The organism is Acidisphaera sp. S103, assembly GCF_009765975.1.
In the GTDB taxonomy this organism is placed as follows: domain Bacteria; phylum Pseudomonadota; class Alphaproteobacteria; order Acetobacterales; family Acetobacteraceae; genus Rhodopila.
The window spans coordinates 60,847-79,769 of sequence record NZ_LMUJ01000031.1 but is presented as its reverse complement, the minus strand read 5'-3'; the positions used below and the strand labels follow the sequence as shown (position 1 = coordinate 79,769).

15 protein-coding genes are annotated in these 18,923 nt (G+C 64.1%); 7 read left to right on the top strand and 8 right to left on the bottom strand.

Annotation, left to right across the window (positions count from 1 at the left end):
- Nucleotides 1-12: 12 nt before the first annotated feature.
- The 3 genes from GSQ89_RS04875 to ubiA form a co-directional block, all read right to left on the bottom strand.
- Nucleotides 13-4,518 carry a Hint domain-containing protein gene (locus GSQ89_RS04875; RefSeq protein WP_158922592.1) on the bottom strand — a complete coding sequence of 1,502 codons (4,506 nt, stop codon included), beginning with the start codon at nt 4,516-4,518 and terminating at the stop codon, nt 13-15.
- Nucleotides 4,519-5,089: 571 nt separating this feature from the next.
- A complete protein-coding gene (locus GSQ89_RS04870) occupies nt 5,090-5,743 on the bottom strand; it encodes a methyltransferase (protein WP_158922590.1) in 654 nt (217 codons plus the stop codon).
- Nucleotides 5,740-6,636 (bottom strand): 4-hydroxybenzoate octaprenyltransferase, encoded by an 897-nt coding sequence (gene ubiA, locus GSQ89_RS04865; protein ID WP_254073077.1) that lies wholly within the window; start codon nt 6,634-6,636, stop codon nt 5,740-5,742. Before ubiA ends, GSQ89_RS04870 begins: the two co-directional genes overlap by 4 nt.
- 54 nt (nt 6,637-6,690) lie before the next feature.
- Here ubiA and GSQ89_RS04860 point away from each other — a divergent pair, with 54 nt between their 5' ends.
- Both GSQ89_RS04860 and GSQ89_RS04855 read left to right on the top strand, forming a co-directional pair.
- A complete protein-coding gene (locus GSQ89_RS04860; protein WP_158922587.1) occupies nt 6,691-7,389 on the top strand; it encodes a 16S rRNA (uracil(1498)-N(3))-methyltransferase in 699 nt (232 codons plus the stop codon).
- Nucleotides 7,390-7,491: 102 nt separating this feature from the next.
- Nucleotides 7,492-8,871: a glutamate--cysteine ligase gene (locus tag GSQ89_RS04855; protein WP_158922585.1), complete on the top strand. Its 1,380-nt coding sequence runs from the start codon at nt 7,492-7,494 to the stop codon at nt 8,869-8,871.
- 246 nt (nt 8,872-9,117) lie between these two features.
- Here the strand turns inward: GSQ89_RS04855 and GSQ89_RS04850 are convergent, their stop codons facing one another.
- Both GSQ89_RS04850 and GSQ89_RS04845 read right to left on the bottom strand, forming a co-directional pair.
- A complete protein-coding gene (locus GSQ89_RS04850) occupies nt 9,118-9,585 on the bottom strand; it encodes a DUF29 domain-containing protein (RefSeq protein WP_158922583.1) in 468 nt (155 codons plus the stop codon).
- Nucleotides 9,586-9,807: 222 nt separating this feature from the next.
- On the bottom strand, nt 9,808-10,731 hold the full coding sequence (locus GSQ89_RS04845; RefSeq protein WP_158922581.1) for a formylglycine-generating enzyme family protein: 924 nt from the start codon (nt 10,729-10,731) through the stop codon (nt 9,808-9,810).
- Between the two features lie 424 nt (nt 10,732-11,155).
- On the opposite strand from GSQ89_RS04845, the gene GSQ89_RS04840 reads away from it, so the two are divergent.
- Together GSQ89_RS04840 and GSQ89_RS04835 are read left to right on the top strand one after the other, a co-directional pair.
- A complete protein-coding gene (locus GSQ89_RS04840; protein WP_158922579.1) occupies nt 11,156-11,827 on the top strand; it encodes a phosphatidylserine decarboxylase in 672 nt (223 codons plus the stop codon).
- Nucleotides 11,824-12,693 carry a phosphatidylcholine/phosphatidylserine synthase gene (locus GSQ89_RS04835; RefSeq protein WP_254073076.1) on the top strand — a complete coding sequence of 290 codons (870 nt, stop codon included), beginning with the start codon at nt 11,824-11,826 and terminating at the stop codon, nt 12,691-12,693. Before GSQ89_RS04840 ends, GSQ89_RS04835 begins: the two co-directional genes overlap by 4 nt.
- Nucleotides 12,694-12,879: 186 nt before the next feature.
- Here the strand turns inward: GSQ89_RS04835 and GSQ89_RS04830 are convergent, their stop codons facing one another.
- On the bottom strand, nt 12,880-14,274 hold the full coding sequence (locus tag GSQ89_RS04830) for an amidase (protein ID WP_158922577.1): 1,395 nt from the start codon (nt 14,272-14,274) through the stop codon (nt 12,880-12,882).
- Entirely contained in the window at nt 14,271-14,468 is a 198-nt protein-coding gene (locus GSQ89_RS04825) for a hypothetical protein (RefSeq protein WP_158922575.1), read from the bottom strand. The genes GSQ89_RS04830 and GSQ89_RS04825 overlap by 4 nt, the downstream gene beginning before the upstream one ends.
- A gap of 337 nt (nt 14,469-14,805) precedes the next feature.
- Here GSQ89_RS04825 and GSQ89_RS04820 point away from each other — a divergent pair, with 337 nt between their 5' ends.
- From GSQ89_RS04820 to GSQ89_RS04810, 3 genes are all read left to right on the top strand, one after another.
- A complete protein-coding gene (locus GSQ89_RS04820; protein WP_158922573.1) occupies nt 14,806-15,267 on the top strand; it encodes a type II toxin-antitoxin system RatA family toxin in 462 nt (153 codons plus the stop codon).
- Nucleotides 15,268-15,698: 431 nt separating this feature from the next.
- Nucleotides 15,699-16,970: a Rieske 2Fe-2S domain-containing protein gene (locus tag GSQ89_RS04815; RefSeq protein WP_158922571.1), complete on the top strand. Its 1,272-nt coding sequence runs from the start codon at nt 15,699-15,701 to the stop codon at nt 16,968-16,970.
- A 5-nt stretch (nt 16,971-16,975) separates the two neighbouring features.
- Nucleotides 16,976-17,581, top strand: a complete 606-nt coding sequence (locus GSQ89_RS04810; RefSeq protein WP_158922569.1) for a DUF938 domain-containing protein — start codon at nt 16,976-16,978, stop codon at nt 17,579-17,581.
- Between the two features lie 4 nt (nt 17,582-17,585).
- On the opposite strand, the gene GSQ89_RS04805 is transcribed toward GSQ89_RS04810, so the two are convergent.
- Nucleotides 17,586-18,920 (bottom strand): LLM class flavin-dependent oxidoreductase, encoded by a 1,335-nt coding sequence (locus GSQ89_RS04805; protein WP_158922567.1) that lies wholly within the window; start codon nt 18,918-18,920, stop codon nt 17,586-17,588.
- Nucleotides 18,921-18,923 lie beyond the last annotated feature (3 nt).

Below are 18,923 nucleotides of genomic sequence, written 5' to 3'. Positions count from 1 at the left end.
CGTGGAACCGCCTTAGCCGGCGGCACGGCGTGAGAAGTCACCCTGGCAACGAGTTGTGGAGGCGGCGGCGACGGGGACGGCATAATCAGTGGTGTCCGCGACATCGATCTCCAAGCGGCACGGCGTCGCCGACTCAACGGCGACGCTCGCGTCTCCATCGGTCCAACGCCACAGCGAGCAATCATCCTGCTCGATGTTCCACCACCCTGCTTGCAGGGCCGGATTGTCCACCGTGATCGTTCGGATATCGTTGTCGTCAGTGACTGTCATCGCGCGGACCATCACGCCCAGTTGCCGCTGATCCTCGATCCACGGCTTCGCTTCGCTTGGCGTGGCATATCGCGACCGCAGCCGCAGCACACCCTGCCACGCGGGCAGCAGGAACGTATGCCGACTGCCTTCGATCGCAACCGGAGCGAACGACCGGCCGCCACACTCGACCCGCAGGCCCGAATCGGCCGTGGTTTCGATCGGGGCGGGTAACGTCAGGTCAAGCAGCGGCGCTCGCCGGGCGAGACGCCGCCAGACCGGCTCCGCCCGTTCGGCATCGGCGGCGAAGGGTGCGCAGGACCGTGCTTCCCGCCGGCTTTGGCCGCCGCTTAGGTCGGGATGCAATGCCATCGGCTGGCCGGTATTCTCGAACGTGTCCCGATTACCGGTGTCGAGGTAACTTTCCGCCTCGGCACCCTCTGCGAGCAGCACGTCATGCGTTTCCAGTTCGACATGATAGTAGGTCACGCTCTTACAGGTCTCTTCGCGCCGGATCGTGACATCGTTGCGTAACAGCCTGGCGGGGATCAGCATCCCATCCAGCAGCATCGCGTGATCAGGCGACACCAGCAGATCGCGGTTCGGCAGTCCGTCACCCAGCGCACTGGCCATGATGCGGATCGGTTGCACTGTCCCAGGGTTCGGATGCCGCGTCAGATCCAGATGCCGCCGCCCGATCCAGCGCACCGGCCGAACCTGGCCGGACGCGGTCAGCACCATGTCACCGATGCGCAACGCTTCCACCACGACCGAACCGTCCGGTGTGGCCAGCGCCGTGCCGGCAGCGAAACAGGCAGGCGTATTGGTTCTGATGAGCGTGTTCGATCCGGACACCATTGTTGTGAAGTTGGTAATGGACCGGTTCAGGGTCAGATCGATATGACTGCTGTCGCTGCGGACCAGATCGAGCGTGTTGCCATTGACCACACTGTAGGAGACGACATTGCTGACCCCGGTCAGCGAGATCACATCACCCGTCTGAAAGTTGCCGATCACGGCGGAGAATCCGGCTGGAGTCAGATCGAGCACACCGCTGGTGCCCGCGAACGCGATCGTGTCCGTCGATGCGACAGTACCCGTATCGATCACGGTCGCGCCCAGACCAATCACGATCTTGCCGCTGCCGGCTATGTTGCCCGCGTTGGTCAGCGTGCCAGCGTCGGTCAGCGTGACACCGGCTGCGATCGTATTCGTCGCCTGCAGCGTCCATCGCGCCCCGGCATCCAGCGTAACCTGGCCGAAATCGACGAACTGCGTGCCCAGCCCGGACAGCGTGCCGGCCGACCCGGCCGAGGCGAGTTCGAGCGTGCTGACATGGGCCGCACCGATCGTATTGCCGCCGGTCACCGTGCCGGAAAATACCGCACCGGGGTCGATGACCAGCCGGTTGGCAACACCGGCGAAGAAGTTCACGGCGTCGCTGGTGCCAATGATGGTGCCGGCATTCACCACGGTCAGGACGCTGCCGACGTCGTTAATCCCGTATTTCCCGCTGATCACGCCGCCACTTTGGTTGGTGATGCTGCCTCCCTTAATGAGTACAATACCGGCCGCCGTGGGCTCGGCCGTCCCCGGCGAGACGCCGTAGGACCCCGTGATGCTGCCGGCATTCACCACGGTCACGGCGCCGGATAGTCCCTCGATGGCGGCATACCCACTGATCACGCCGCCGCTTTGATTGGTGACGAGGCCACCTGCGAGCAGCGCAATGCCAGCGCCCGCTGCCGCGATGCGGCCGGCATTCACCACGGTTGTGGTTTTAGCGCCGTCAATTCCGTTCGGCCCGCTGATCGTGCCGCCGCTCTGGTTGATGATCAGGCCGCCTGCATTGAGGTCAATGCCATTGCCGGCGGTGGTGCCCGTCGAAATGATAATGCCGGCGTTCACCACCGTCCCGGTGCCGGTCACCTCGATGATCCCATCGTATCCGCTGATCCTGCCACCGCTTTGGTTGGTGACGGTGCCGCTACCGGTGACGGAGATATAGACGCCGGCGGAAGAGGGGTTCGAACCGTACCCTGTGATGGCGCCGATATTCACCACCGTCGCGGTGGCACCGCCCTTGGCCTTGATCCCATAGTACCCGCTGATCGTGCCGCCGCTTTGGTTGGTAATGTGGCCGCCACTCGTCAGCTCTATGCCGGCACCCGCGAAGGAACCGTGGTTGATCGCCGGGTTCCCCGCGATGGTGCCGCCATTCACCACGGTCGTGGCGGCGTTCTTGCTCCAGATCCCGTAGTACGCGCTGATCGCGCCGCCGCTTTGGTTGGTCACCAATCCACCGGCGGCGAGGTAAATGCCGGAATCGCCCGCGATGGCGGGGTTGCCGCTGATGAGGCCGGAATTGACCAGCGTGGCGACGCCGCCGGCGCTGATGCCGGTGCTGCTGCCGGTGATCGTACCGCCGGATTGGTTGGTGACCCGGGCGCCGGCGGTGAGCAGGACACCCTTGGCCGCGCCGGTGATGAGGCCGGCGTTGATCAGCGTGCCGCTGCTGGTAAGCGTGCCGGAATCGGTCAGCGTCACGCCGGCGGCCAGGGTGTTGCTGCCGCTGAATGTCCAGCGGGCGCCCGAGTCGATGGTGACGGCGGCGAAGCCGGCGTATTTCGTGCCCAGGCCGCTCAGCGTGCCGGCGGACGCGGCCGAGGCCAACTCCATCGTGGTGGTGCCGATGCCGTTGGCGGTCCCGAGAACCGTGACATAGCCGCCAGGCACCACGGTCGCCGGACCGCTGCCGACGACGTTGCCGATGAAGACCGCGCCGGGATCGATGATCAGCCGGTTGGTGCCACCACCGAAGATGACCGCGTAGAGAGGGGCGTTCCCGCCGAAAGTCTGTGTCGCCTCCAGGGTGCCGCCGTTCGTCACGGTGGCGTTCTGCGACGCGTATACCGCCACATAGCCGTAGATCAGCGCGTCGGGCCCCAGATTGCTGATGCTGCTGGCGACGGTGCCGGAGCCGCCCACGCTGACACCATAGGAAACGTGTCCTTCGCCGTTGGCTGCGCGGTCGGCGATGATGCCGTAGTTGGCCACCGTTCCCACGCCGCCGATCACGACCGCGTTGTTCTGAAGGCCGCTTTTGATCAACGCGCCCGTCACGCCCGACGCGCCGTTGATGACCGTGCCGGTCAGAAGACTGGCCCCTACGAAGCCGAGATTGCCGCTGACGGTGCCGTAATTCACCAACGTGTCGGTGCCGGTCGCGCCGAATATAATGCCGCCATTGTAGCCGCCGATATAGGCGGCGCTGACCGTGCCGCCGGGTCCGCCATTGACGATGACGCCGCCGGCGTCGAGCACGACACCCTCGCCGCCATAGGAGGAATTCAGCTTCGAGTGAATGGTCCCGAGGTTAACCACGGTTCCGCTGGCGCCGTAGACCAGGATGCCGTCGTTGCGGCCGGAGATGTCGCCAGTCACCTGGTTGGTGACCGACCCGCCTGCCTTCAGGTAGATTCCGTCGGCACCGTAGTAACTTCGTGTGTAAGCGCCGGCGACAATGCCGGCGTTCACCACCGTCACCGGGTCACTGGACGCGATGATGCCGTCGTAGCCGCTGATCGTGCCGCCCGACTGGTTGGTGATCGACCCGCCCGCATCGAGAGCGACACCCGCGGCCAGGCGAGGAGCGTAAGAGAAGGTATAGCTGCTGTAGGCACCGATGCCGACGGTGCCGGCGATGACGCCGGCGTTGACCACCGTGGCGGCCGCCCCAGCCTTGACGCCGTCATAGCCACTGATCGTGCCGCCCGCCTGGTTGGTGATGACGCCGCCAGCCTGGAGGAGGACACCGGCAGCCTGGCCAGGAAAACGAATGTAGGTATAGGCACCGCTGGTGGTGGTAACGAGGATGTCGTCGCTGGCGATGACGCCGGCGTTTACCACCGTGGCGGCACTATTCGCCGCAAGGACGCCATTATACCCGCTGATCGTGCCACCCAACTGGTTGGTGACCGACCCGCCCGCCTCCAGCATGACGCCGCCCGTGCCACCGGCGGTGGGGCCACCGGCGATAGAGCCGCCGGCAGTGTTGGTGACCGATCCGGGTGCGCCGGCAAGATAAATGCCGTCCTGATAACCGGAAATGAAGCCCGAGTTCCTGACCGTATAGCTTTGTGCCGAATTGCCGTGGATCGCATTGCCGCTGCTGGTCGTAACGGTGCCGGTTCCGGTCATCGTCGTGTACGGCGTGGTCAGGCTGACACCGGTTGAATAGGTGCCGTTGATTGTGGTTGTTCCCGACACGATCACTCTCCGATTCCAATCGCGCGACGTCGGCACCTGCCAGGCAGGCTGCCGTGCCGCATCGTCAATCTCTACCGTCAATCAATCGAAATGCACAAGACATTGTGATTTTCGCGTTACGTATTTTATCAATAATCATCTTGAAATTTCCGATCCGTAGCCAGAGTTAACCGCGACATCCCAAATGCTAGACAGTGCGATCCCGCTTCGACGCAATTTATATCAATTGGAACGAATTTGATTTGCCTCTCACGGAGGCGAATACCGGAATGCGAGAAAATGTAGCCATTGTTCTATTTAATGATGATTACCGCTGATTTGATACAGTTGTAGATACGAATTACAAATCGCCATCACATATCGATACTTATTTCCATATAATAACGAATATGTGCAAAAACGGCCTTTTGCGATAACCCAGCACCGACCGACAAGCAACTGCAGCATCGACCGGCCCGCGAGTCCCCCGACCCCGCATAATTTCCATCCGTCGCCCATCGGCTATCGCATGATTTGCGACGGATGACGCCACACGCCATCCAAGCACTAGCTGGTCATCGTGGGCCGGCTGCTATTCAGTCCTAAATCGATAGATCGACACGTCACGACTGGTCCGGTCTTCCAGCTCTCGCGTCGTCTCGATCCGATAGGATGCAATTGCCTCAAGGCCGCTCTTCGGCAAATACGCTCGGCCCGGATCGGCGATCCACACCGCGGCTGTCCGAGCCATCTCGGTCAACCACGGCATGATATGGCCCGTCATCGGCGCCTCGTAACAGACGTCGCCGCATAGAATCAGATCCCACCGGCAGGCGGCCCCGACCACATCGCGGGCCTGCACCACGTCGACGCCGTTGACCGCGGCGTTCAGCCCGATCGCGGCGAGCGCCAGAGGGTCGATCTCAGCCGCCTCCACCGTCGCCGCGCCGGCCATGCGGCAGGCGATGGCCGCGATTCCGCCACCGGCGGCGAAGTCCAGCACCCGCTTGCCGGCGACCAACGCCGGATGATCGAGGATATGACGCGCCAGCGCCTGCCCGCCGGGCCATGCGAACGCCCAGAACGGCGGCTCGATCCCCTGTTCAGCCATCCAGGTTTCCGTCGCCTGCCAGATCGGGGTGATCTCGGTGGCCAGATGCAACCGGATCTCCGGCACGTGCGGCGCGGTGGCCAGAACGGTGTTCGCGCGGATGAAGGCTTCGGCGTCCGGTGCAGGCTCGTTCAAAACCAGCCCGCCAGGATCGCCAGCCCGACCGCCAGCCCGACCTCCCGGTTCGCCCGGAACAGCCGCAGGCACCCGGCCGGGTCGTCGATGTCCAGCGTCACGACCTGCCGTGCCAGCAGCACCGCCGGCAGCGCCAGCGCCGGATAGAACCAGACGCCCAGGCCCGCCAGCCAGCCCGCCAGCGCCAGGACAACGACCGCGGCGACATAGCACGCGGCCAGGAACGGTCTGGTATGCGCCCCGAAGAGCCGGGCGGTGGAGCGCACGCCGACCAGCGCATCATCCTCCCGGTCCTGATGGGCGTAGATCGTGTCGAATCCCAGGTCCCACAGGATCGCGGCCGCGTACAGCGCCACCCAGGTGGCACCCAGATGCCCCCCGGCGGCCACGTAACCCAGCGGTGCTCCGAACCCGAAGGTGAAGCCCATCATCAATTGCGGCCACCACGTCACCCGCTTCGCCAGCGGATACAGCGCGACCAGCAGCAGCGACGCGACACCCAAAGCCTGCGACAGCCGGTTCAGCCGCAGCAGCACCATCAGCCCCACCAGTAGCAGCACCGCCAGGAACACCAGTGCGTGCCGAGGCCGCAACGCACCGGATGCCAGCGGCCGTCCGGCGGTGCGCGCCACCATGCGGTCGATATCGCGGTCCCACAGATCGTTGACCACACAGCCGGCCGCCCGCATCACCAGGCTGCCGATCGCGAACAGCGTCACCAGGCGGATCGTCTCGTTCATGGACGTACGAGCCAGCAGGATTCCCCATAGTCCTGGCAGAAACAGCAACCATGTACCGATCGGCCTGTCCACACGGGCCAGAAGCAGGTAGGGCAACCAGGCGCGCGGCAAACGAGCGACCCAGCCGGTGGCAACAATGTCCGTGTGCATCATTGAGAGGTTCGATCGCCGTTCCATGGTTCCATCAACCCATCATACACCAAAGCCATGATCCGCCTGTACGTGGAAGCACTTCTGGCCGACGGCACGACCATCGAGGCGACCGAAGGCCAGGCCCATTACCTCGGCAGCGTGATGCGCCGGGCGGTCGGCGAGACCGTCCACCTGTTCAACGGCACCGATGGCGAATGGGCGGCGCGCATCGCCGCCTTGTCGCGCGGCAAGGCGACGTTCGCGGTGGAGGCCCTGGTCCGCCCGCAGGCCGCCGATACCGATTTGTGGCTGATGTTCGCCGTACTGAAACGCGACACCACCGACCTTGTCGTGCAGAAGGCCACCGAACTCGGCGTTTCCACACTGTTGCCGGTGTTCACGGAACGCACCAACGCCGGGCGGGTGAACCTCGACCGGCTGCGGGCCATCGCTATCGAGGCCGCCGAACAAAGCGAGCGCCTGACCGTCCCGGTGTTCCGCCCCGCCCGCCAACTGCATGACAATTTGGCGGAATGGCCGGCCGAACGCACTCTTTTCGTCGCGCTGGAACGGGCCGATGCCCAGCCGCTGACGCCCCAGCCCGGTCCCGCCGGCCTGCTGATCGGCCCCGAGGGCGGCTTCGGCCCGCGCGACCACACCGCCCTCGACCGCTGCCGCTTCGTCCGCCCGGTTTCCCTGGGCCCACGCATCCTGCGCGCCGAAACAGCGGCGATCGTCGGTCTGGCCTTGTTGCAAGCGCCCGGCTGGGGCTAGTACCCTGGATTTAACAGTCAGGTGCGCTCGCGATCCGGCCTCCGGCCAGCCAGCGCGCCCTATCGCCTAACCGGCGGTACAACCAAATGCCTCGGGAATACCATGTCCAATCCTGGAGACTCTGACGACACGCCTCTGATTTCGCTTCGACAAATGGCCGAATACCTCGCCGCCGGCTGTAAACCGAAGGACGCGTTCCGCATCGGCACGGAGCATGAGAAGTTCGGCTTCCGCCGGCCCGACCTGACCGCGCCGCCTTACCTTCCAGCGGATGGCCAGCCCGGCAGCATCCGCGACGTGCTGGCCGGCCTGGCCCGGTTCGGCGGCGAACCCATCAACGACGGCCCGAACACCATCGGCCTGAAGGACGGCGCCGCCTCGGTGTCGCTGGAACCCGCGGGACAGTTGGAACTGTCCGGTGGCCCGCTGGAAACCCTGCACGAAACCCGCCAGGAGTTCGAAACCCATTTCGAGCAGGTGCGCGCCGCGTGCGAGGGCCTCGACACCGGCTTCGCGCCGCTGGGGTTCCACCCGCTGGCCACCCGGTCCGCGATGCCGTGGATGCCGAAAGGCCGCTACGCCATCATGCGGCGCTACATGCCGCTTGTGGGCAGCATGGGCCTGAACATGATGACCCGCACCTGCACCGTGCAGGTCAATCTCGACTACGCGTCCGAACAGGACATGCGGCGTAAGCTGCGCGTCTCGCTGCTGCTGCAGCCGCTGGCCACCGCGCTGTTCGCCAACTCCCCGTTCACCGAGGGCAAGCCGAACGGCTTCCTGTCCTACCGGGCGCATGTCTGGACCGACACCGACAACCAGCGTTCCGGCATTCCGCCCGTCATGTTCGAGGACGGCTTCGGCTTCGAACGCTACGCCGCCTGGCTGATCGAGCACGTGCCGATGTATTTCGTCTACCGTGACGGCGGCTATATCGACGTGGCGGGGGAATCCTTCACCGCCTACATGGCCGGTCGCGTGCCCGCACTGGCCGGCGTCACGGCCACGCTGGGCGATTTCGCCGACCACGTGACCACCGCGTTCACCGATGTGCGCCTGAAGCGCTTCCTGGAAATGCGCGGCGCCGACGCCGGACGCGCCGACATGATGGTCGCCCAGTCGGCGCTGTGGGTGGGACTGCTCTACGACGACGCGGCTCTGTCCGCGGCCGAGTCCCTGCTGCACGGCGCCGGCTGGGAAGACGCCGTCACCGCCCGAACCGCCGTGCCGCGCCAGGGACTGGCCGCGCCGTGGCGGGGTGGCACATTACGCGACATCGCCGCCGATGTTGTCGCCATCGCCAAGGACGGCCTGCGCGCCCGCCGCCGCCTGAACGCCGTGGGCGAGGACGAACAGGCCTATCTCGACCCGCTACAGGCGATCGCCGCCGGCGCCCCAACCCAGGCGGAGCACTGGCTGCAACGCTACAACGGCGCATGGCACGGCGACGCCAGCCGCATCTTCGCAGAGGCCGCGATCTGAGGCGAGCCGGGGGGGAAGGAAGGACCCCGGCGCTCGTGCATCACATAATGACAGCGCAGCGCTGAGGAATTCTGCCGACCCTGCATAACTTGGATATTGGAGACGGGCTTATACCAGATCGCGAAAGCAGGTCCTCAGGGGGAAAGCGGCGATGGAACTCCGCATGCCTAAGCGGTAGAAAGCCGCGCCGCCTCCGATTCAGCCGGAATCCAGCTCAGAACCCGAACAGGCATCGCATTGAGGCGCTCACTCGGGCAGCCATGCCCCGAGCACCTGGTCAGCGGCGAAGTCCAATCCGGCAACATCCGTGCGCGGCGGCTCATCGTTATCGGCCAAGGAGGCCAAAGCTTCTTCCCGCGCTCCGCTCAACTCTTCAGCGATGATGCCCGGCACGGCCAGTCCCAGGCTTGGGCTTTCCTTGAGCAGCCTCTGAATACCGCGCCGCTGCTCGCGCACGGTCCTCCGCCAGGCTGTTCGCGGCTCCGTGGCTGGACTCGCCTGCAGCTTGATGAGGTGGTCAAGGAGCGTCGCAATCCGATTCCGCAACTCGCGTCGCTCGCTTTTCCCCAAGGCCTCGATCTCCTCCGCGATGTTGGGCCAGTCCAGTTCGGCCTCATTGACCAGCTCGCCGGCAGCGCGGCGGCGCAGTAGTTCGGCCTGGCGCTCACTCCACAGGAGGACGTCGGTTTCGTACATGCCGTCCATTGGGCTCATCAGGGTAATCCCACGATATGGCCGGGTCTCGTCCCTTGCCGATGCTCTATCCTAGCACAGGATTGTAACCACCGGCACCTGTTGCTGGACCCGGGACCACGGGGACGAATGTTGGTGCTGGCTCGAAGTGCCGGTTGTAATCCAACGTCCCTGACCGGTTTGGCGACGGCACTCCGTAGACCGATGGCGGGGTCAGTGTGGTCGGCGCTGGAAAGCGCCCGATTAATAAACCGTTTTGGCAACTCTGAATCCGACATAATTTGCCCGGCCAGCTATGTCATTTCTGGTTCGACTTGCGGAGCGCAAAATCCAAGAATCGCTGGACCAATCGCCGCCACGTATTACGCGCTCAGAGCAATCTCCGGCGATCCAAGCGCTACCGTCGGACGGGGCGGCTTTGTAGTCCGCATTCCAACAATCTTCCGTCCACTCCCGCACGGTCCCCAGGACGTCGTAAAGCCCGAACTGGTTGACATGGAAGCTGCCAGCTGGGGCCGTTCCTTTATGGTCCCATAGGCTTCCACATCCATCGCAATCGGCGTTACCCCGCCCGATTTCGTCACCCCACCAGCGCAGCGTTTGTTGATTTGCCCTGGCCCCGTATTCCCATTCGGCTTCGGTGGGCAGACGATATTTTCCCTCGTTCCGCTGCGCCCCGTTGGTCTCGAGCTTATCGTTCAACCAAGAAACGTAGGCCTGAGCATCCTGCCAGCCGACACAGACGACAGGGTCAAGATTTGTCTGGGGAAAACCAGGGTTGTCCCACCCATCCTCGGGGTGAATTGGATATCGATGATTGTCGAAGAAGATGCATCCCCCCGTAGCCGTATAGCCGGTATCCCGGACGAAGGCGGCAAATTCACCGCGGGTCACGGGGTATTTTCCCAATGCAAACGGCGGACCAATGCGTACCAAATGCTGGGGCTGCTCTTCGGCCACACTTCGTTTCACCACGAAACTCCGGATAAAGTCCACAGCACCGAGCACCTGCTCTGCCTCTCTCGGCGACGTCCCCATCAGAAAAGTGCCGTCAGGAATCACCACCATTTCGGGACAATTTGAGCAGTCGCGAAACGTCGAGCCGGCTTGTGGCGGGATCGCCCCAGAGTCAGCAGCCGCGAGGCCGTTAGGTATGCAAATCAGCAAGACTATCCTTATCGCAGCCAATGCACTGCGAACGCGCGATCCGGGCCTTCTGGGACACGCATAACGGGCAACGCCTACCCCCAGCTCGGGATCGGTCGCGCCGCGATCTGGATGTGGGGTGCCGCAAAGACGGTGTTCGTTTGCCTCGTCCCCCCAAGAACCTTGATTTCTATCGGACCACATGACCTGTCCGTCCAAACGCCTCATCGTTAACCATAACCTCCCGAGTCCACGCTGATGGTTCCCGTGGCAATTCCCTTACTTACACGATAGCAGGCCGCCAAGTTTCCGATTTCGTTATAAATCGTAGTGGACATCCCTTCGCGGCAAGTTCGCGCTGACGGAGGCGTCATGGCTGCCGATCATTATTGAGACTGCACCATCCTTGCCCGGCGCGGGGTAAATCTCCATAACCCCGCGCCTGATGGCCATCACTGACGACATCCGCGGCGTTCTGGCGCCCCCGCACCCGGCTGGACGCCCATTCATCATGGGCGGCCTGATCGTTCTGTTGCTCGGGTTCGCCTTCGGCACATGGCTGATCTGGCTGGGGCTGATTTTCACGCTGTTCTGCCTGTATTTCTTCCGTGACCCCGAACGCGTCCCGCCCCCCCGAGCCGGCCTGTTCGTCGCGCCCGCCGACGGACGGGTGGTCTCGGTGATCCAGGCCGCCCCGCCGCCGGAACTGGGCCTCGGCCCCACCCTGCGCTGGAAGGTGTCGATCTTCCTCTCGGTGCTGGACGTCCACGTCAACCGCGTGCCGGCCGACGGCGTGGTCACCCGCATCGCCTACCGCCACGGCGCCTTCGTCAGCGCCAGCCTGGACAAGGCCAGCGAGTCGAACGAACGCAATGCCCTGGCGATCCGCCTGCATAACGGCCAGGAAATCGCCGTGGTGCAGATCGCCGGCCTGATCGCCCGCCGCATCCTGTGTTCGGTGCGCGAAGGTGACCCGGTGACGGCAGGCGACCGCTTTGGCATCATCCGCTTCGGCAGCCGCACCGACCTGTATCTGCCCGAGGGCGTGCTGCCGTTGGTCATGGAGGGTCAAACGATGATCGGTGGCGAAACGGTAATCGCCGAACTGGCGTCATGAGCGAGCGGTCGCCCGTCTCGCCGATCCGCCGCCTGCGGCGCTATCGGCCGCGGCCGCGCAACCGCCCGCGCTTCAAGGGTCCGTCCTTCAACCGCATGATCCCGAACCTGATGACCATGCTGGGCCTGTGCGCCGGCCTGACATCGATGCGGTTCGGGCTGGAGGGACGCTTCGGCGCCGCGGCCGTGGCGATCACCGCCGCCGCCGTGATCGATGGCCTGGACGGCCGCCTCGCTCGCCTCCTGAAAGCGACGTCACGCTTCGGGGCCGAGTTCGACAGCCTGTCCGATTTCGTCTGCTTCGGCGTGGCCCCCCCGTTCGTGCTGTATCTGTGGTCGCTGGAACGCGGCGGCGCCTATGGCTACGCCCCCTGCCTGATGTTCTCGGTCTGCATGGCGCTGCGGCTGGCTCGGTTCAACGCGTCCCTCGATGGCGCGCCGAAACCAGCCTACGCGTATAATTTCTTCACCGGCGTCCCAGCGCCGGCCGGTGCCGGACTGGCGCTGTTCCCCCTGTTCCTCGGCCTCGAAGCCAAATCGCTCGGTCTGACCTGGCTGCTGGATGCCGCCCAGTATCCGCTGTTCTGCGCGATAGTGCTGATCGGCACGTCCGTACTGCTGGTCTCCACCCTGCCGATCTGGAGCTTCAAGAACTTCAAGGTCCCATCAGCCTATGTGCTGCCACTGTTGCTGGGCACCGGCGCCTACGCCGCGGTCGCGCTGGCCGACCCCTGGGGGGCGCTGGCGGCGGCAGGGCTGATCTATCTGGGGATGCTGCCGTTCAGCGTGCGCAGCTTCCGCCGACTGCGGCGGGAAGCGGAGGCGCCTCGGGACGAATTGGACGCCGTTCGGCGGGAGAGCGCCTGAAGCGTTATACCAACCGGCGTTGCTGCCTACCGGTGGCTGTGCGGCGGCGTTTCGATCAACCACAACCTGTTGCGCGGTCTACAATGACACGCTCGGTCCCGGGTTTGGGCGTCGATTTGACCGGATCGCCAATGCAGACCCGATCTTTGCCAAAGCACCATGGTCCCCCAATGTTGGGACAGTCCCCTATCCAATCACAGCCGGGCGCTTGTTTCGGAAATCGGTGGCCTTTTCGAACGCGTCGGCAACCTGAAAGACCGTCGCCTCCTGGAACGGCTTGCCGACGATCTGCACGGACACCGGCAGGCCCAGAGGGCCAAATCCCGAACACACGCACATAGCCGGATAGCCGGATACGTTGAACGGCATGGTGAAGTTGGGCTTGTCGAATAGGTCCCAGCGCGAGATGGCATCCATTTTCGGCGCCTCCCCCGGCGCGCCGGCGGTGATGACCACATCCAGTCCCGCCATGGCCGCCTGTAGTTCCGAACGCAACTCCCGCCGGCGGCGCACCGCCTGGACATAATCCACGCCGGACACCATCGCACCCAGCATCAGCCGTCGCTGCACCCGTTCGCCGAAATCGCCAAGCCGGGTGCGTGACCATTCCTCGTACGCCGCCGCACGTTCGGTGATCGAGATCAACGATCCGCAGGCGTGCCATTCCTGCAACGGCGAAATCGTCACGTCGCTGACCACCGCGCCCTGGTCGCGGAACACCATCAACGCGTTGTCGATGCCCTGCTGGGTCGCCGGAGCAACGGGATGGTCGGTTTCATGGAAGTGGCGGATGACGCCGATCTTCACGCCCTTCAGGCCGGAGCCCAGCAGGGCACCATAGTCCGGCACCTTCCGGTTGGCGCTGGCGGGGTCCCTGGGATCGTGCCCGGCCAGCACCTGGAGCATGATGGCGCAATCCTCCGACGACCAGGCCATCGGACCGATATGGTCGAGGCTGAAAGCCGCGGGCGCAACCCCTGCCCGAGATACCAGGCCATAGGTAGGCTTGATCCCGGCGATGCCGCAGAATGCAGCCGGCCCGCGGATGGAGCCGCCAGTGTCGGTCCCGATGCCGCACAGGATCATGCCCGCCGCCACTGCCGCGGCGGTTCCACTGGATGATCCGGCGGTAAAGTGTTCGGGGTTCCAAGGGTTGCGGGCCGGCGGCGCAGGCAGATCGAAGGACGGCCCGCCATCGGCGAACTCATGCGTCGTCAACTTTCCCATCAGCACCGTGCCGGCTGCTGCCAGCTTCGCCGCGCAGGTGGCGTCCGCATCGGGGATGTTGGCAGACAGAATCCTGGACTGGCAGGTGGTGGCGATGCCCGCCGTGTCCACGATGTCCTTCAGGCCGATCGGGATGCCGTGCATCGGTCCCGACGGCCCCGCCTTCATGATCGCGGCTTCGGCGGCCTTGGCGTCCGCCATGGCGCGTTCGGGGGTCGCCAGGATGAAGGCGTGGAGGATGCCGTCCATCTGATCGATGCGGCCGAGGCATGCCTGAGTCAGTTCGACAGGCGACAACTTTTTGGTGGCAATCAACTTTGCCGCTTCGGCGATGTTCGGAATGGTGGTGCTCACGCGAGATCCTCCTCGCTGAAACCATAGATGTGCGCGGGCTCCGCCATGCGGCCACGCGGTTGGCGGACAAGCGCCTTCATCGCGGCCAGCCGATCATGGACCGTTTTCAGATCGGCTTTTTGCGCTTCGGTGAGGTCAAGACCTGCGCTCGCCAGCAAATAGTCGAGTGCTTCGTTACCTAATGTCGGTGGCATGGCCGGCTCTCCTTGTATCGTCGTGGGGCGGTGCGCCGCCCTGACATCGGTTCAGCAAGAAATGGGCCGATCGTAAGGCCGAGATCGGCGCCGTCGCGTGGCATCAGTGTGATGCGGTATTGGGCGGTAACTGCATGATTTTCGCACAGCACGCCAAGCAGGGTGCGGCGCAGGCACGGCAGGTGGCGGTTGCTTTCGTCTCTATCACCTTGACACTACGCGGCCAACGTACACGTGGGATAAGCGACTTCTGCAATGGCGAATTGTCGCGACGACGTCGCGTTTGCCCCAGCGGTACGGTGCATGGCCAGCATTACATATAAAAAGGAGACACGAAATGCCGCGTCACGAAGAACAGGCGACGCTCGCCTATGCTGCTGATGAGCTTTTTACAGTCGTGGCGAACGTGAAGGACTATCCCTTATTCGTCCCGTGGTGCAGCGGCGTGCATATCCACCGCGAGGACCAGCGAGAGATCGTTGCGGACCTGGTCATCGGGTTCGGGCCATTCCAGGAAAGCTTCACGAGCCAGATCGCGCTGGACCGACCACGGCAGGTGTCCGTGCGCGCCATCGAGGGGCCGCTGGAACACCTAACGAACACCTGGACGTTCACGCCAACTGGGGGAGCGACCCACGTCGACTTGATTGTCGACTTTCAGTTCAAGAGTCACCTGCTTGATCATGTGGCCAATGGGATGTTCCACGAGGCCGCAACGCGCATGATGAGTGCATTCGAGTCTCGCGTGCACCTACTCCACATGATGCGACGGCATGCGACGCAGCATCCGTCTTCCTGATGTGGCGCAGGCCATTTTCCGGGGCATGTCGAGCAACCGGCAGAGTCGGCGACAGCCACGCCGGCAGGGCCTGATCCAGGGACGTCAACGGCCTGTGGGCGCTGTGGGCCGGGCGGAAGCCGCCGCTGAACCCTGGAAAGTCAGCCTCGGAGACCGTCCCAAACCTGGGAGTTTACCGGCCATGATACGAAGCGTCGCTGACAGCGACTCTCGAATGCCGTCATGGCCGGGCGGAGCACAGAGAAAGCGGGATGATCAGGGGCGCGATGACTTACCGGCTTTGTTCCCCCCATTCTGGACGGTCTCTTTGGAGCCCGGTGTCGCCTTGACCCTGCGCGCGCCTGACATTCAATATCGCACCAAAGAACTGCCAGCTCAAACGGTACGACGGTATCGCACGGCGATCGATAACGGCCGCAGGGAGACACATCATGGTCGAGAGAGCTCCATTTCTGAATGCCGCCTACAGTGCCTATCATCACCGCGGGCTACCGGCGGACGACCAGGAACTCACGCGCGTCGGACCAAACACCCCCTGCGGCGAGTATCTGAGGCGCTTCTGGCAACCGGTTATCCTGGCGAACGAGTTGGGCGATCTGCCGCGCCGCATTCGGATTCTGGGCGAGGATCTCATCGTTTTTCGTGACAAAAGCGGAACCTTCGGCCTGGTGGAGCCTTATTGTCCGCATCGCGGCACGTCACTTGAGTACGGCCTGATTGCCGAACATGGCATCCGCTGTCCCTACCACGGCTGGCATTTCGATGTTGACGGCACAATCCTCGACACGCCCGGCGAGCCGGCCGACAGCACGCTGAAGCAGCGCCTCAGCCACGGCGCCTATCCGGTGCACGAACACGCCGGGCTGGTGTTCGCCTACATGGGACCGCCGGACAAGAAACCGCCGTTTCCGATCCTCGATACCTATGACCTGCCGGGCTACAATCTGATTGCCCGAGCGCCCACGCTGTGGGACTGCAATTGGCTGCAGGTCAAAGAGAACAGCATGGATCCGGCGCACGTCGCGTTCCTGCACACCCTACCGGGCAGCGAGGGCTTCAGCGCCGATTTCAAGGAACTGGCCGAGTGGGACTGGATGGAGACCCCTGTCGGCATGGTCTACATCGACACGCGCCGCCACGCGGATAAGGTCTGGGTGCGGGTCGCCGATTTCATCCTGCCGAACATTCACCAGTTTCCGCCCAACCAGGATCCGGTGGCGCTGCGTAACACGTTGAACCGCCCGCAGGCGACGACCTGGGCGGTGCCTTTGGACGATACGCATACGATGCAGATTGGCTACTACAGAGCGACCGTGGGCAAGAACCCGGATCGCAGCACCGTCTTCGGCCAGGACGGCAATCGCCCGTATGAGGAGCGGCAGCGGATCCCCGGCGATTGGGACGCCCAGGTCAGCATTCACGGCGGCATCGCCCGGCATGGGCTGGAGCATCTGGCCACCACCGACCGCGGCATCATCATGATGCGCAATATGATCAGGCGGGGCATTCGCGCAGTGGACGCGGGCGAGGACCTCGATCACCCCACGCTGCACAACGGTGCGGCGGTGCCGACCTACAGCCACGACCGGGTCGTGCCGGGTATTGCTCCGGCCGCAACGCCTGAAGCAGATCGAAAATTGCTGCGTGAGGTCGCACGCAATGTGGTTGCGGAAACGGTGAAGACGGGATTGGGGGTGGGCTGATCGCGATGAACCAGCCGGCTGCCAGAACCCACCCCGCCGCGGCGCGCAATCGCGGCCCGATCTTGGGGGTATTGCGGGACCGGCTGCCTCCGTCGGCGCTGGTGCTGGAGATTGCCAGCGGCTCGGGCGAGCATGCGGTATGGTTCAGCCGTGCGTTGCCGACGGTGACGTGGCAGCCGACCGACCTGGACGCGGAGGCGTTGGAGAGCATCGCAGCCTGGCGAGAGTCGGAGTGCTTGCCGAACGTGTTGCCGCCGCTTCGGCTCGATGCCTCCGGGGACCGCTGGCCGGTTAGCCGGGCCGACGCTGTCGTTGCAATCAATATGGTCCATATCTCGCCCTGGTCCGCCACGGAGGGCCTGATTGCGGGTGCAGAACGGGTGCTTGGGGCTGATGGGCTGCTGTTTCTGTATGGCCCGTTCCGTGAGGGGGGACGGCATACCGGCGCCGGGAACGAGGCGTTCGACGCTGACCTGCAGGCGCGCAATCCGTTGTGGGGCATTCGCGATTTGGATGAGATTGCCGCGCTCGCGGGGCAACATGGCTTCGGGGCGCCCGAACGTGTTGCCATGCCGGCCAACAATCTCAGCGTGGTGTTCCGTCGGCGCTGAGGGGCTATCCGGACTGATCCGCCGGGAAGAACTGGTTCCCTGGCCGCGGCAAACCGAGATGCTCGCGCAGGGTGGCTCCCGCGTACTCGGTGCGGAAGATGCCGCGGCGTTGCAGTTCAGGGATGACAAGCCGCACAAAATCGTCGAGCCCCGCGGGCACGGTGTGGAACATGATGTTGAACCCGTCGGAGGCGCCCGTTTCCAGCCAGGATTGCATCGTATCGGCGATCTGGTTGGCCGTCCCGACCATCTCCAGCCCACCGAAGCCGCCGACCATTTGGGCAAGCTGGCGGACGGTTAGATTTTTCCGGCGCGCCAGGGCCACCAACGTGTCACGCCCACTCTGGCTTTGGTTGGACGGCGGGATCTCGGGCAGTGGCGCATCCAGATCGAAGCCCGAGGCGTCGATACCAAGCCGGATGGATAGATTGGGCACCCCGCTCTCGGGATGCACGAGACTGTCGAGCAAGGCCTTTTTCTGGTGTGCCTCCTCGCTGGTCCGTCCGACAATCACCAGCGCACCAGGCAGGATTTTGAAATGATCGGCGGATCGTCCGGCCGTGGTTACCCGCGTCTTGACGTCTGTATAGAAGTTGCGGGCTTCCTCGATGGTGCGACTGCTGCCGAACACGACTTCGGCGGTTTCGGCGGCGAGTTGCCTGCCGGCCTCCGAGGCTCCGGCCTGAACGATGACCGGCCAACCTTGGATCGGGCGAGCAATGTTCAGCGGTCCGCGCACCGACAGGTTTTCGCCTTTATGGTCAAGCACGTGCATTTTCGCCGGGTCGAAGAAGAGGCCGCTGGCTTGGTCACGCTTCCACGCGTCGTCAGCCCAGCTATCCCAAAGACCCGTCACGACAGACTGGAACTCACGCGCGCGGCGATAGCGCTCGTCATGCTCGACATGTTCGGTCAGCCCGAAGTTGAGTGCCGCATCGGGATTGGCGGTGGTGACGACATTCCAGCCGGCACGGCCGTTGCTGATGTGGTCGAGTGAGGCAAACCGGCGGGCGATATGGTAGGGTCCGTCGAACGTTGTTGATGCCGTCGCGATCAATCCGATCCGTTCTGTCGCCATCGCCAGCGCGGACAGCAGCGTCAGAGGTTCGAACGACGTGACCGTGGCGCTGCGCCGCAACGCCTGGACGGGCATGTTCAGCACTGCCAGATGGTCGGCCATGAAGAACGCGTCGAACTTTGCCCGTTCCAGAACCTGGATGAAATGCACGAGGTGCTTTAGGTTGAAATTGGCGTCAGTATAGGCTCCCGGATAGCGCCACCAGGCGGTGTGAATGCCGACCGGGCGCATGATGGCGCCGAGATGAAGCTGCTTCGTCATGTC